We start from the raw sequence: 14,721 nt of genomic DNA, 5'->3' as shown, positions 1-14,721 counted from the left end.
CGAGCGCCTCGCCAAAGTCCTCCACCGACAAGGTCAGCGGATAGTTGGTGCGCTCCTCCCCGCCCAGCCATTCCACGCCGGATAGCCCATCGTCGGCGCCGGCGCCGGCGTTGCCGCCGGCATGTTGTGGCGGTAGTTCAACAGCGAACTGAACAGCGGCGCCGGCGCCGCAACGCCGCTGCAGCGTTGCGCCAAGGCCAGCGAGGCATGTTCATGCGCCAGCAGCTCGGAAAGCCGGGCGTGCGTGGTCCGCACGCTCGCCTCGACCCCGCTTCCGTCCAGGTCAAGCCGCAGCGGCAGGGTGTTGATGAACAGCCCCATGGTGCGGTCGCCACCGGCGCCGCCATGCATGCGGCCGAACAGCACCGTGCCGAACACCACCTGCTCGCGGCCGCTGCTGCGCGCCACCACCTGGCCCCAGGCCAGATGGCACAGGCTCGCCAGGCTCACCCCAAGCCGCCGTGCCTGCACCCGCAGCCGCGCGTTGAGCGCCTGCGGCAGCATCCGCTGCGCCTCACGGGCCCCGCTGCCGTCGCCGTGGACCTCGCGCAAGCCAAACGGCGTGCTCGGCTCGTCGATGTCGGCCAGCATCGTCCGGAAGAACTCTTCGTGCGCCTTTGCATCAACGCCCAGCCGTGCCGCCGCCACCAGGTTGCGGAACGGCTGTGGTGCGCTCAGCTCATGCTCTCGTCCCTCCAGCACGGCCCGGACCTCGGCATGCATCACCTCCAGCGTCGTGTGATCCCCGATCAAATGGTGCTGCAGCTGCAGCAGCAGCCAGCGCGCGCCGCCCGCCTCGCGCGCGATCACAAACCGCAACAGCGGCGCCCGGCCAAGCTCGATACGCTGCCGGCGCGGATCAAACCTCAGCCGGAGCTCATCGGGGCCGGGACCATCACAGCCAGCCAGCGCGACCTCGCTCACCCCCAGTGGCGCATTGCGCCACACCACCTGGGCCGGGCGCGACAGGCCTTCCCAGACAAACGACGTCCTCAGGATATCGTGCCGGTCCACCACCCGCTGAACCGCACCAAGATAGCGCTCCAATAGCCCACGGTCGGCGAACGCCATCTGACTGACCAGCAGGTACGGATCGCCCTGGCCGGCCAACAGATGATGGAACAGGATGCCGTCCTGCAGCGGCGACAAGCCATAAATGTCCTGGATGTTGCCGGCCCCACCCGGCACCGTGGCGACTGATTCAGCTGCGATCCGGTCGATCTCGCCCTGCGTAAGCTCGATCAGCGGCAGCATCTCTGGCGTGATCGCCGTACTCTGCTCGCTGATCAGGTTGGCCGGGACCGCCACCTCCTGATGGCTGCCAAGGCTCGCCGCCAGATCCGCCAGCACCGGCTTGGCGAACAGGGTGCGCACCTCGACCCCAAGCGACAGCCGCCGCAGCCGCGCCATCAGTTGCACCGCCAGCAGCGAGTGGCCGCCCAGTTCGAAGAAGTGGTCGTGCCGCCCGACCCGCTCTAGCCCCAGAAGCTCCGCCCAGAGCGTTGCCAGCGCGGTCTCGATCTCGCCTTGCGGCGGCTCGTAGCTCCGCCGCGCATACGCCTCATCCTCCGGTGCCGGCAGCGCCTGGCGGTCCAGCTTGCCGTTCGGCGTCAAGGGCAGTGCCGCAACCCGCACAAACGCACTCGGCACCATGTAGTCCGGCAGGTGCGCACTCACATGCGCGCGCAACGCGCCGGCCAGCGCGCCGCCATCCGGCCCGTTCGAAGCTGCTTCAGGCGCACACACCACATAGCCGACAAGGTGTTTATCGCCGCTGCGGTCCTCGCGCGCCACCACCACCGCCTCGCGCACCAAGGCATGCTCGCAAAGCCGCGCCGCGATCTCACCCGGCTCGATCCGGAAGCCGCGGATCTTCACCTGCTCGTCGTTGCGGCCCAAGAACTCCAGATTGCCGTCCGGCAGATAGCGCGCCAGATCCCCGGTCTTGTACAGCCGGTCGCCTGCCACAAAGGGGCTGGCGATGAACCGCGCCGCCGTCAGCTCCGGCCGGTTCAGATAGCCGCGCGCAACGCCGGCCCCGCCGATGTAAAGCTCTCCCACCGCCCCGAACGGAACAGGCGCGCCATGACCGTCCAGAAGATACACCTGCGTGTTCGCGATTGGACGGCCAATCGTCTCAACGACAGCCTCTCCCCTCGGCATGCAAATCCAGGTCGAGTACGTCGTTGTCTCGGAAGGTGCGTACAGATTACAAAGCTTCTCGATCCGACTGCTCTCGAAGATCTTCTCGATCAGACCTGCCTTCAGCCGCTCACCCGCCAGATTGATGATGCTTGCCGAAGCCGGCACTGCGTTCTTGTCGAGCAGAGCGGCGAGCGCCGAAGGCACTGTGTTGATCAGCGTGACATCCAATGACGTTTGCGCCAGCGCCAGCGCATTGTCGACAACATACAGGGTGCCGCCTTGCGACAGCGGAACGAAGCACTCATAGACCGACAGGTCAAAACTGATCGAGGTGGAGAACAGCATGCGGCTGATCTCTGATCCGCAAACACGGCACTGCTCCACTGCAGCAGGTTCACGGTGCTCGCATGCTCGACCATGACGCCCTTGGGGGTGCCTGATGATCCCGAGGTGTAGATCACATAGGCGAGGTGGCGTGAGCTCAGGCCGAGCGCGCGCGGGTCCGGATCGGAGGCCGGCAGGTTCGCCCAGGCCGGCGTTGCCGTGTCGAGGTCCACCACCGTCCTATCGAGCAGCGCCTCGCAGCCCAGCGCGGCACGGCCGGCCGCATCGGCCAGCACCAGCGGCGGCGCCGCGTCGTCGAGCACCTGGCGCAGCCGCGCCGACGGATAGGCCGGATCCAGCGGCAGATACGCGCCCCCCGCCTTGAGGATCGCCAAAAGCCCCACCACCATCGCCGGACTGCGCGCAAGGCAGATCGCCACCGGCTGATCCGGCCTCACCCCGAGCCCGGTCAGATGATGCGCCAGACGGTTGGCCCGCGCATTGAGCTCGCCATAGCTCACGCGCTCCTCCGCACAGACCACCGCCACCGCCTCCGGCGCCCTGGCTACCTGCGCCTCGAACAGCTCGTGGATGCACGTCCGACGGATACGCCGCCGCCGTCCGGTTCAGCTCCTCCAGCAGATACGCCCGCTCAGCGGCCGGCAGGATGTCCAGCTCGCGCACCGGCGTGTTCGGCGCCCGCTCCAGCGCCTCCGCCAGCTGCTCGAGCGTCCGCTGCATGTAGCCGCAGACCCGATCCGCTGAGACGCCTTCCGCCACCTGCGCCGTCACCCCGAGCGCCTCGCCAAAGTCCTCCACCGACAAGGTCAGCGGATAGTTGGTGCGCTCCTCCCCGCCCAGCCATTCCACGCCGGATAGCCCATCGTCGGCGCCGGCGCCGGAGATTGCCGCCGGCATGTTGTGGCGGTAGTTCAACAGCGAACTGAACAGCGGCGCCGGCGCCGCAACGCCGCTGCAGCGTTGCGCCAAGGCCAGCGAGGCATGTTCATGCGCCAGCAGCTCGGAAAGCCGGGCGTGCGTGGTCCGCACGCTCGCCTCGACCCCGCTTCCGTCCAGGTCAAGCCGCAGCGGCAGGGTGTTGATGAACAGCCCCATGGTGCGGTCGCCACCGGCGCCGCCATGCATGCGGCCGAACAGCACCGTGCCGAACACCACCTGCTCGCGGCCGCTGCTGCGCGCCACCACCTGGCCCCAGGCCAGATGGCACAGGCTCGCCAGGCTCACCCCAAGCCGCCGTGCCTGCACCCGCAGCCGCGCGTTGAGCGCCTGCGGCAGCATCCGCTGCGCCTCACGGGCCCCGCTGCCGTCGCCGTGGACCTCGCGCAAGCCAAACGGCGTGCTCGGCTCGTCGATGTCGGCCAGCATCGTCCGGAAGAACTCTTCGTGCGCCTTTGCATCAACGCCCAGCCGTGCCGCCGCCACCAGGTTGCGGAACGGCTGTGGTGCGCTCAGCTCATGCTCTCGTCCCTCCAGCACGGCCCGGACCTCGGCATGCATCACCTCCAGCGTCGTGTGATCCCCGATCAAATGGTGCTGCAGCTGCAGCAGCAGCCAGCGCGCGCCGCCCGCCTCGCGCGCGATCACAAACCGCAACAGCGGCGCCCGGCCAAGCTCGATACGCTGCCGGCGCGGATCAACCTCAGCCGGAGCTCATCGGGGCCGGGACCATCACAGCCAGCCAGCGCGACCTCGCTCACCCCCAGTGGCGCATTGCGCCACACCACCTGGGCCGGGCGCGACAGGCCTTCCCAGACAAACGACGTCCTCAGGATATCGTGCCGGTCCACCACCCGCTGAACCGCACCAAGATAGCGCTCCAATAGCCCACGGTCGGCGAACGCCATCTGACTGACCAGCAGGTACGGATCGCCCTGGCCGGCCAACAGATGATGGAACAGGATGCCGTCCTGCAGCGGCGACAAGCCATAAATGTCCTGGATGTTGCCGGCCCCACCCGGCACCGTGGCGACGATCCGGTCGATCTCGCCCTGCGTAAGCTCGATCAGCGGCAGCATCTCTGGCGTGATCGCCGTACTCTGCTCGCTGATCAGGTTGGCCGGGACCGCCACCTCCTGATGGCTGCCAAGGCTCGCCGCCAGATCCGCCAGCACCGGCTTGGCGAACAGGGTGCGCACCTCGACCCCAAGCGACAGCCGCCGCAGCCGCTCCATCAGTTGCACCGCCAGCAGCGAGTGGCCGCCCAGTTCGAAGAAGTGGTCGTGCCGACCGACCCGCTCTAGCCCCAGAAGCTCCGCCCAGAGCGTTGCCAGCGCGGTCTCGATCTCGCCTTGCGGCGGCTCGTAGCTCCGCCGCGCATACGCCTCATCCTCCGGTGCCGGCAGCGCCTGGCGGTCCAGCTTGCCGTTCGGCGTCAAGGGCAGTGCCGCAACCCGCACAAACGCACTCGGCACCATGTAGTCCGGCAGGTGCGCACTCACATGCGCGCGCAACGCGCCGGCCAGCGCGCCGCCATCCGGCCCGTTCGAAGCTGCTTCAGGCGCACACACCACATAGCCGACAAGGTGTTTATCGCCGCTGCGGTCCTCGCGCGCCACCACCACCGCCTCGCGCACCAAGGCATGCTCGCAAAGCCGCGCCGCGATCTCACCCGGCTCGATCCGGAAGCCGCGGATCTTCACCTGCTCGTCGTTGCGGCCCAAGAACTCCAGATTGCCGTCCGGCAGATAGCGCGCCAGATCCCCGGTCTTGTACAGCCGGTCGCCTGCCACAAAGGGGCTGGCGATGAACCGCTCCGCCGTCAGCTCCGGCCGGTTCAGATAGCCGCGCGCAACGCCGGCCCCGCCGATGTAAAGCTCTCCCACCGCCCCGAACGGAACAGGCGCGCCATGACCGTCCAGAAGATACACCTGCGTGTTCGCGATTGGACGGCCAATATGCGGCACAGCGTTGTCGCTGAAGAGCCGTCCTGAGGTCGCCACGACCGTCACTTCGGTAGGGCCGTAGTTGTTTATTAGCTTGAGAGCCGCTGGTAGAGGCCCAGGCACACGCTGGAGACGATCCCCGCCAATAAGCAAGTACTCCAATGTAGGATTTATCAGCTTATCTTCTAACGCGATTGTAGCGAGCGGCGTGATCAAAAAGGCGACGTCCAGCGATTGATCACGCCACCATTTCAACAGATGGAGAGAATCTCCCGCTGATGCTCTGGGCGGGAGCAGCAATCTGCTGCGGTTACATAACGCAGACCATAGCTCCCAACTGCTGGCATCGAATGCGACTCCAGCCGTGAATGCGCAGCAGGTATCTCGCTGCGGACAAAACGTTTGCACATGCCATGCTACAAGATTGGCCAAACCCCGATGCTCGACCATGACGCCCTTGGGGGTGCCTGATGATCCCGAGGTGTAGATCACATAGGCGAGGTGGCGTGAGCTCAGGCCGAGCGCGCGCGGGTCCGGATCGGAGGCCGGCAGGTTCGCCCAGGCCGGCGTTGCCGTGTCGAGGTCCACCACCGTCCTATCGAGCAGCGCCTCGCAGCCCAGCGCGGCACGGCCGGCCGCATCGGCCAGCAAGAGCCGCGGCGCCGCATCGTCGAGCACCTGGCGCAGCCGCGCCGACGGATAGGCCGGATCCAGCGGCAGATACGCGCCCCCCGCCTTGAGGATCGCCAAAAGCCCCACCACCATCGCCGGACTGCGCGCAAGGCAGATCGCCACCGGCTGATCCGGCCTCACCCCGAGCCCGGTCAGATGATGCGCCAGACGGTTGGCCCGCGCATTGAGCTCGCCATAGCTCACGCGCTCCTCCGCACAGACCACCGCCTCCGCCTCCGGCGCCCTGGCTACCTGCGCCTCGAACAGCTCGTGGATGCACGCCTCCGACGGATACGCCGCCGCCGTCCGGTTCAGCTCCTCCAGCAGATACGCCCGCTCAGCGGCCGGCAGCAGCCCAATCCGGCTCACCGGCTGCTCTGCATCGGCAACCATCGCCCGCAGCAGCGCAGCAGATAACCGCACTGCCGCTCAATGCTCGCTTGATCGAACAGCGCGGTCGCATAGCCCAGCATTCCGGCGATGACCTCGCCATGCTCGCTTAAGTTCAGCTCCAGATCAAACTTGACCTGATCGTACCCATTCCCCACCATCTCCACCATCAGCCCGGGAAGATCGAAGGATCCACCGGCGTTGTTCCCCCAGGCCAGCATCACCTGGAACACCGGCGTGTGATCAAGACGCCGGGGCGGCTGCACAATCTCCACCACCTGCTCAAACGGCAGGTCCTGATGCTCCTGCGCCGCCAAGGCCGTGCGCCGCGTCCGCTCCAACAGCTCCGCCACGCTCGGCTCGCCCGACAGGTCGAGGCGAAGTGCCAGGGTGTTGACGAAGAAGCCAATCAGCTCTTCGATCTCACGGCGACCGCGATTGGCAGTCGGCACCCCGATCACGATGTCGTCCTGCCCCGATAGACGCGACAGCACCGCCGCCCACGCCGCCAACACCGTCGTGAACAAGGTCGTGCCATGCTGCCGGCTCAGCCGCCTCAAGCCCCGCGTCAGATCTGCATCGATCACGACAGGCACACTGGCTCCGGCAAAGGACTGTTGCGCCGGCCGCGGCCGGTCCGTTGGCAACGCCAGGCGCGCCGGCGCGCCAGACAGGGTGTTGCGCCAATACTGCGCCTGGTTCGAGAGCCGCTCGCCCGAGAGCCACTGCCGCTGCCAGGCGGCATAGTCCGGATACTGGATCGCAAGCGGCGGCAGCGGATCGTCTTGTCCGGCCTCAAACGCCCGGTACAGCTGACTGAGTTCACGCGCCAACACGCCCAGCGACCAGCCATCCGAGACAATGTGATGCTGGGTCAGCAGGAAGACGTGCTCCTCGTCCGACAGCCGGATCAGCCGGCCGCGGATCAGCGGGCCGCGCGCCAGAGCGAACGGCGTGCGCGCCTCTTCCTGGCACAAATCCAAAAGCGCCTCGTCTGCATCCGGCATACCCTGCAGATCGTGCTCTATGACCGGCAGCCCCGCATCCGGCGGCAGAACCTCAACCGAGGGCTTGCCCTCCGAGGCGACAAAGATGCTGCGCAGTGCCTCATGACGCGCCAACACACGGTCAAGGCTGCGCTGCCAGGCGCTGCGGTCGAGCACGCCGCGCAGCCGCCACGCCAACGGCATGTGATAGGTCGTGCTGGTCTCATCCAGCTGCGCCAAAAACCACAGCCGCTGCTGCGCAAACGAAGGTGCTAGAGCGCCTTCGCGTTCAACCTTTGGGATCACAGTCCCTTTTCGTCTGCCACCCCGGTTTCTATCTTTGGCGAGTAAGAGAAGCTTAGTTAAGCCTTCAACATCCAGCTTTTCCAAGCCGGTCCTAACTAAATCTGTCATTATCTAGCCACCGAGAAACTTCTGAAGCTCGTCACGATCAAATTCTCCTTCCAGCAAGGTAATAGAAATCTCGCGAGCCAGATCGGCTAGCACCGGTTTGGCAAACAACGTCCTCAGCGGCAGCTCTACACCCAGCGCCTGCGACAGCCGGCTCAACAGCCGCACCGCCAGCAGCGAGTGGCCGCCCAGTTCGAAGAAGTGGTCGTGCCGACCGACCCGCTCTAGCCCCAGAAGCTCCGCCCAGAGCGTTGCCAGCGCGGTCTCGATCTCGCCTTGCGGCGGCTCGTAGCTCCGCCGCGCATACGCCTCATCCTCCGGTGCCGGCAGCGCCTGGCGGTCCAGCTTGCCGTTCGGCGTCAAGGGCAGTGCCGCAACCCGCACAAACGCACTCGGCACCATGTAGTCCGGCAGGTGCGCACTCACATGCGCGCGCAACGCGCCGGCCAGCGCGCCGCCATCCGGCCCGTTCGAAGCTGCTTCAGGCGCACACACCACATAGCCGACAAGGTGTTTATCGCCGCTGCGGTCCTCGCGCGCCACCACCACCGCCTCGCGCACCAAGGCATGCTCGCAAAGCCGCGCCGCGATCTCACCCGGCTCGATCCGGAAGCCGCGGATCTTCACCTGCTCGTCGTTGCGGCCCAAGAACTCCAGATTGCCGTCCGGCAGATAGCGCGCCAGATCCCCGGTCTTGTACAGCCGGTCGCCTGCCACAAAGGGGCTGGCGATGAACCGCGCCGCCGTCAGCTCCGGCCGGTTCAGATAGCCGCGCGCAACGCCGGCCCCGCCGATGTAAAGCTCTCCTGCCGCCCCAAACGGAACAGGCGCGCCATGACCGTCCAGAAGATACACCCGCGTGTTCGCGATCGGACGCCCAATCGGGACAATGTCTCCATCAAATCCAGCTGGGCAACTCCAAACCGTCGCGCAGACTGTTGCTTCGGTAGGTCCATAAGCGTTGACAATGGATGCGGGCGCCAGACTTCGGATGAGCTCAGCCTTTGGCAGCTCTCCGGCAAGAATGAGAACTTGCGAGGCCAAACATTCCAGATTTTTGCTTCCCTGAAGCAATGCGGAGGTAACGTCGCATGGGTGATGGCTTCGTTTCGCAGGTAATCCGACAGCTTGTTACTCGCTTGACGGAGCTCATCCGCAGGCAAATGCAATGCGGCTCCTGCGCCGAATGCCATAACGAGCTCCCAGGCGCTTGCATCAAAACCGAACGAGGCGAACTGCACTACTCGGCTATTTGAACAAACGCCAAAAAGTCCGATCTGAGCCAACCCGAGATTGGCCAAGCCCCGATGCTCGACCATGACGCCCTTGGGGGTGCCTGATGATCCCGAGGTGTAGATCACATAGGCGAGGTGGCGTGAGCTCAGGCCGAGCGCGCGCGGGTCCGGATCGGAGGCCGGCAGGTTCGCCCAGGCCGGCGTTGCCGTGTCGAGATCCACCACCGTCCTATCGAGCAGCGCCTCGCAGCCCAGCGCGGCACGGCCGGCCGCATCGGCCAGCAAGAGCCGCGGCGCCGCATCGTCGAGCACCTGGCGCAGCCGCGCCGACGGATAGGCCGGATCCAGCGGCAGATACGCGCCCCCGCCTTCAGGATCGCCAAAAGCCCCACCACCATCGCCGGACTGCGCGCAAGGCAGATCGCCACCGACTGATCCGGCCTCACCCCGAGCCCGGTCAGATGATGCGCCAGACGGTTGGCCCGCGCATTGAGCTCGCCATAGCTCACGCGCTCCTCCGCACAGACCACCGCCACCGCCTCCGGCGCCCTGGCTACCTGCGCCTCGAACAGCTCGTGGATGCACGCCTCCGACGGATACGCCGCCGCCGTCCGGTTCAGCTCCTCCAGCAGATACGCCCGCTCAGCGGCCGGCAGGATGTCCAGCTCGCGCACCGGCGTGTTCGGCGCCCGCTCCAGCGCCTCCGCCAGCTGCTCGAGCGTCCGCTGCATGTAGCCGCAGACCCGATCCGCTGAGACGCCTTCCGCCACCTGCGCCGTCAGCCCGAGCGCCTCGCCAAAGTCCTCCACCGACAAGGTCAGCGGATAGTTGGTGCGCTCCTCCCCGCCCAGCCATTCCACGCCGGATAGCCCATCGTCGGCGCCGGCGCCGGACATTGCCGCCGGCATGTTGTGGCGGTAGTTCAACAGCGAACTGAACAGCGGCGCCGGCGCCGCAACGCCGCTGCAGCGTTGCGCCAAGGCCAGCGAGGCATGTTCATGCGCCAGCAGCTCGGAAAGCCGGGCGTGCGTGGTCCGCACGCTCGCCTCGACCCCGCTTCCGTCCAGGTCAAGCCGCAGCGGCAGGGTGTTGATGAACAGCCCCATGGTGCGGTCGCCACCGGCGCCGCCATGCATGCGGCCGAACAGCACCGTGCCGAACACCACCTGCTCGCGGCCGCTGCTGCGCGCCACCACCTGGCCCCAGGCCAGATGGCACAGGCTCGCCAGGCTCACCCCAAGCCGCCGTGCCTGCACCCGCAGCCGCGCGTTGAGCGCCTGCGGCAGCATCCGCTGCGCCTCACGGGCCCCGCTGCCGTCGCCGTGGACCTCGCGCAAGCCAAACGGCGTGCTCGGCTCGTCGATGTCGGCCAGCATCGTCCGGAAGAACTCTTCGTGCGCCTTTGCATCAACGCCCAGCCGTGCCGCCGCCACCAGGTTGCGGAACGGCTGTGGTGCGCTCAGCTCATGCTCTCGTCCCTCCAGCACGGCCCGGACCTCGGCATGCATCACCTCCAGCGTCGTGTGATCCCCGATCAAATGGTGCTGCAGCTGCAGCAGCAGCCAGCGCGCGCCGCCCGCCTCGCGCGCGATCACAAACCGCAACAGCGGCGCCCGGCCAAGCTCGATACGCTGCCGGCGCGGATCAAACCTCAGCCGGAGCTCATCGGGGCCGGGACCATCACAGCCAGCCAGCGCGACCTCGCTCACCCCCAGTGGCGCATTGCGCCACACCACCTGGGCCGGGCGCGACAGGCCTTCCCAGACAAACGACGTCCTCAGGATATCGTGCCGGTCCACCACCCGCTGAACCGCACCAAGATAGCGCTCCAATAGCCCACGGTCGGCGAACGCCATCTGACTGACCAGCAGGTACGGATCGCCCTGGCCGGCCAACAGATGATGGAACAGGATGCCGTCCTGCAGCGGCGACAAGCCATAAATGTCCTGGATGTTGCCGGCCCCACCCGGCACCGTGGCGACGATCCGGTCGATCTCGCCCTGCGTAAGCTCGATCAGCGGCAGCATCTCTGGCGTGATCGCCGTACTCTGCTCGCTGATCAGGTTGGCCGGGACCGCCACCTCCTGATGGCTGCCAAGGCTCGCCGCCAGATCCGCCAGCACCGGCTTGGCGAACAGGGTGCGCACCTCGACCCCAAGCGACAGCCGCCGCAGCCGCGCCATCAGTTGCACCGCCAGCAGCGAGTGGCCGCCCAGTTCGAAGAAGTGGTCGTGCCGCCCGACCCGCTCTAGCCCCAGAAGCTCCGCCCAGAGCGTTGCCAGCGCGGTCTCGATCTCGCCTTGCGGCGGCTCGTAGCTCCGCCGCGCATACGCCTCATCCTCCGGTGCCGGCAGCGCCTGGCGGTCCAGCTTGCCGTTCGGCGTCAAGGGCAGTGCCGCAACCCGCACAAACCCACTCGGCACCATGTAGTCCGGCAGGTGCGCACTCACATGCGCGCGCAACGCGCCGGCCAGCGCGCCGCCATCCGGCCCGTTCGAAGCTGCTTCAGGCGCACACACCACATAGCCGACAAGGTGTTTATCGCCGCTGCGGTCCTCGCGCGCCACCACCACCGCCTCGCGCACCAAGGCATGCTCGCAAAGCCGCGCCGCGATCTCACCCGGCTCGATCCGGAAGCCGCGGATCTTCACCTGCTCGTCGTTGCGGCCCAAGAACTCCAGATTGCCGTCCGGCAGATAGCGCGCCAGATCCCCGGTCTTGTACAGCCGGTCGCCTGCCACAAAGGGGCTGGCGATGAACCGCGCCGCCGTCAGCTCCGGCCGGTTCAGATAGCCGCGCGCAACGCCGGCCCCGCCGATGTAAAGCTCTCCCACCGCCCCGAACGGAACAGGCGCGCCATGACCGTCCAGAAGATACACCTGCGTGTTCGCGATTGGACGGCCAATCGTCTCAACGACAGCCTCTCCCCTCGGCATGCAAATCCAGGTCGAGTACGTCGTTGTCTCGGAAGGTGCGTACAGATTACAAAGCTTCTCGATCCGACTGCTCTCGAAGATCTTCTCGATCAGACCTGCCTTCAGCCGCTCACCCGCCAGATTGATGATGCTTGCCGAAGCCGGCACTGCGTTCTTGTCGAGCAGAGCGGCGAGCGCCGAAGGCACTGTGTTGATCAGCGTGACATCCAATGACGTTTGCGCCAGCGCCAGCGCATTGTCGACAACATACAGGGTGCCGCCTTGCGACAGCGGAACGAAGCACTCATAGACCGACAGGTCAAAACTGATCGAGGTGGAGAACAGCATGCGGCTGATCTCTGATTCCGCAAACACGGCACTGCTCCACTGCAGCAGGTTCACGGTGCTCGCATGCTCGACCATGACGCCCTTGGGGGTGCCTGATGATCCCGAGGTGTAGATCACATAGGCGAGGTGGCGTGAGCTCAGGCCGAGCGCGCGCGGGTCCGGATCGGAGGCCGGCAGGTTCGCCCAGGCCGGCGTTGCCGTGTCGAGATCCACCACCGTCCTATCGAGCAGCGCCTCGCAGCCCAGCGCGGCACGGCCGGCCGCATCAGCCAGCAAGAGCCGCGGCGCCGCATCCTCAAGAACCTGCTTGAGCCGCGCGCTCGGATAGGCCGGATCCAGCGGCAGATACGCCCCGCCCGCCTTCAGGATCGCCAAAAGCCCCACCACCATCGCCACGCTGCGCGCAAGGCAGATCGCCACCGGCTGATCCGGCCTCACCCCGAGCCCGGTCAGATGATGCGCCAGACGGTTGGCCCGCGCATTGAGCTCGCCATAGCTCACGCGCTCCTCCGCACAGACCACCGCCACCGCCTCCGGCGCCCTGGCTACCTGCGCCTCGAACAGCTCGTGGATGCACGCCTCCGACGGATACGCCGCCGCCGTCCGGTTCAGCTCCTCCAGCAGATACGCCCGCTCAGCGGCCGGCAGGATGTCCAGCTCGCGCACCGGCGTGTTCGGCGCCCGCTCCAGCGCCTCCGCCAGCTGCTCGAGCGTCCGCTGCATGTAGCCGCAGACCCGATCCGCTGAGACGCCTTCCGCCACCTGCGCCGTCACCCCGAGCGCCTCGCCAAAGTCCTCCACCGACAAGGTCAGCGGATAGTTGGTGCGCTCCTCCCCGCCCAGCCATTCCACGCCGGATAGCCCATCGTCGGCGCCGGCGCCGGAGATTGCCGCCGGCATGTTGTGGCGGTAGTTCAACAGCGAACTGAACAGCGGCGCCGGCGCCGCAACGCCGCTGCAGCGTTGCGCCAAGGCCAGCGAGGCATGTTCATGCGCCAGCAGCTCGGAAAGCCGGGCGTGCGTGGTCCGCACGCTCGCCTCGACCCCGCTTCCGTCCAGGTCAAGCCGCAGCGGCAGGGTGTTGATGAACAGCCCCATGGTGCGGTCGCCACCGGCGCCGCCATGCATGCGGCCGAACAGCACCGTGCCGAACACCACCTGCTCGCGGCCGCTGCTGCGCGCCACCACCTGGCCCCAGGCCAGATGGCACAGGCTCGCCAGGCTCACCCCAAGCCGCCGTGCCTGCACCCGCAGCCGCGCGTTGAGCGCCTGCGGCAGCATCCGCTGCGCCTCACGGGCCCCGCTGCCGTCGCCGTGGACCTCGCGCAAGCCAAACGGCGTGCTCGGCTCGTCGATGTCGGCCAGCATCGTCCGGAAGAACTCTTCGTGCGCCTTTGCATCAACGCCCAGCCGTGCCGCCGCCACCAGGTTGCGGAACGGCTGTGGTGCGCTCAGCTCATGCTCTCGTCCCTCCAGCACGGCCCGGACCTCGGCATGCATCACCTCCAGCGTCGTGTGATCCCCGATCAAATGGTGCTGCAGCTGCAGCAGCAGCCAGCGCGCGCCGCCCGCCTCGCGCGCGATCACAAACCGCAACAGCGGCGCCCGGCCAAGCTCGATACGCTGCCGGCGCGGATCAAACCTCAGCCGGAGCTCATCGGGGCCGGGACCATCACAGCCAGCCAGCGCGACCTCGCTCACCCCCAGTGGCGCATTGCGCCACACCACCTGGGCCGGGCGCGACAGGCCTTCCCAGACAAACGACGTCCTCAGGATATCGTGCCGGTCCACCACCCGCTGAACCGCACCAAGATAGCGCTCCAATAGCCCACGGTCGGCGAACGCCATCTGACTGACCAGCAGGTACGGATCGCCCTGGCCGGCCAACAGATGATGGAACAGGATGCCGTCCTGCAGCGGCGACAAGCCATAAATGTCCTGGATGTTGCCGGCCCCACCCGGCACCGTGGCGACGATCCGGTCGATCTCGCCCTGCGTAAGCTCGATCAGCGGCAGCATCTCTGGCGTGATCGCCGTACTCTGCTCGCTGATCAGGTTGGCCGGGACCGCCACCTCCTGATGGCTGCCAAGGCTCGCCGCCAGATCCGCCAGCACCGGCTTGGCGAACAGGGTGCGCACCTCGACCCCAAGCGACAGCCGCCGCAGCCGCGCCATCAGTTGCACCGCCAGCAGCGAGTGGCCGCCCAGTTCGAAGAAGTGGTCGTGCCGCCCGACCCGCTCTAGCCCCAGAAGCTCCGCCCAGAGCGTTGCCAGCGCGGTCTCGATCTCGCCTTGCGGCGGCTCGTAGCTCCGCCGCGCATACGCCTCATCCTCCGGTGCCGGCAGCGCCTGGCGGTCCAGCTTGCCGTTCGGCGTCAAGGGCAGTGCCGCA

Annotated in this window: 2 protein-coding genes and 5 pseudogenes; all 7 read right to left on the bottom strand. The window is 67.1% G+C overall.

The genetic code is table 11. The features are described from left to right. Positions 1 to 33: 33 nt before the first annotated feature. On the bottom strand, positions 34 to 2,490 hold the full coding sequence (locus tag NLN62_RS51625) for a condensation domain-containing protein (RefSeq protein WP_254114330.1): 2,457 nt from the start codon (positions 2,488 to 2,490) through the stop codon (positions 34 to 36). 77 nt (positions 2,491 to 2,567) lie between these two features. Beyond that, a pseudogene (locus NLN62_RS53910) lies at positions 2,568 to 2,990 on the bottom strand (AMP-binding protein); the annotation flags it as partial. 178 nt (positions 2,991 to 3,168) lie between these two features. Next, positions 3,169 to 4,056 (bottom strand): annotated as a pseudogene (locus tag NLN62_RS53905) (condensation domain-containing protein); the annotation flags it as partial. Between the two features lie 14 nt (positions 4,057 to 4,070). After that, positions 4,071 to 6,467: an amino acid adenylation domain-containing protein gene (locus NLN62_RS53900; protein WP_371933188.1), complete on the bottom strand. Its 2,397-nt coding sequence runs from the start codon at positions 6,465 to 6,467 to the stop codon at positions 4,071 to 4,073. Continuing rightward, positions 6,410 to 8,833: pseudogene (locus tag NLN62_RS53895) on the bottom strand (condensation domain-containing protein); the annotation flags it as partial. The pseudogene NLN62_RS53895 and the gene NLN62_RS53900, both read right to left, overlap by 58 nt. Before the next feature lie 122 nt (positions 8,834 to 8,955). Continuing rightward, positions 8,956 to 11,291, bottom strand: a pseudogene (locus tag NLN62_RS51610) (AMP-binding protein); the annotation flags it as partial. Between the two features lie 186 nt (positions 11,292 to 11,477). Beyond that, positions 11,478 to 14,546, bottom strand: a pseudogene (locus NLN62_RS51605) (amino acid adenylation domain-containing protein); the annotation flags it as partial. Positions 14,547 to 14,721: the final 175 nt, after the last annotated feature.

This window comes from Bradyrhizobium sp. CCGUVB23 (genome assembly GCF_024199885.1).
Classification (GTDB): Bacteria; Pseudomonadota; Alphaproteobacteria; order Rhizobiales; family Xanthobacteraceae; genus Bradyrhizobium.
The sequence above is the reverse complement of the archived record's forward strand: the minus strand, read 5'-3'. Positions and strand labels throughout refer to the sequence as shown.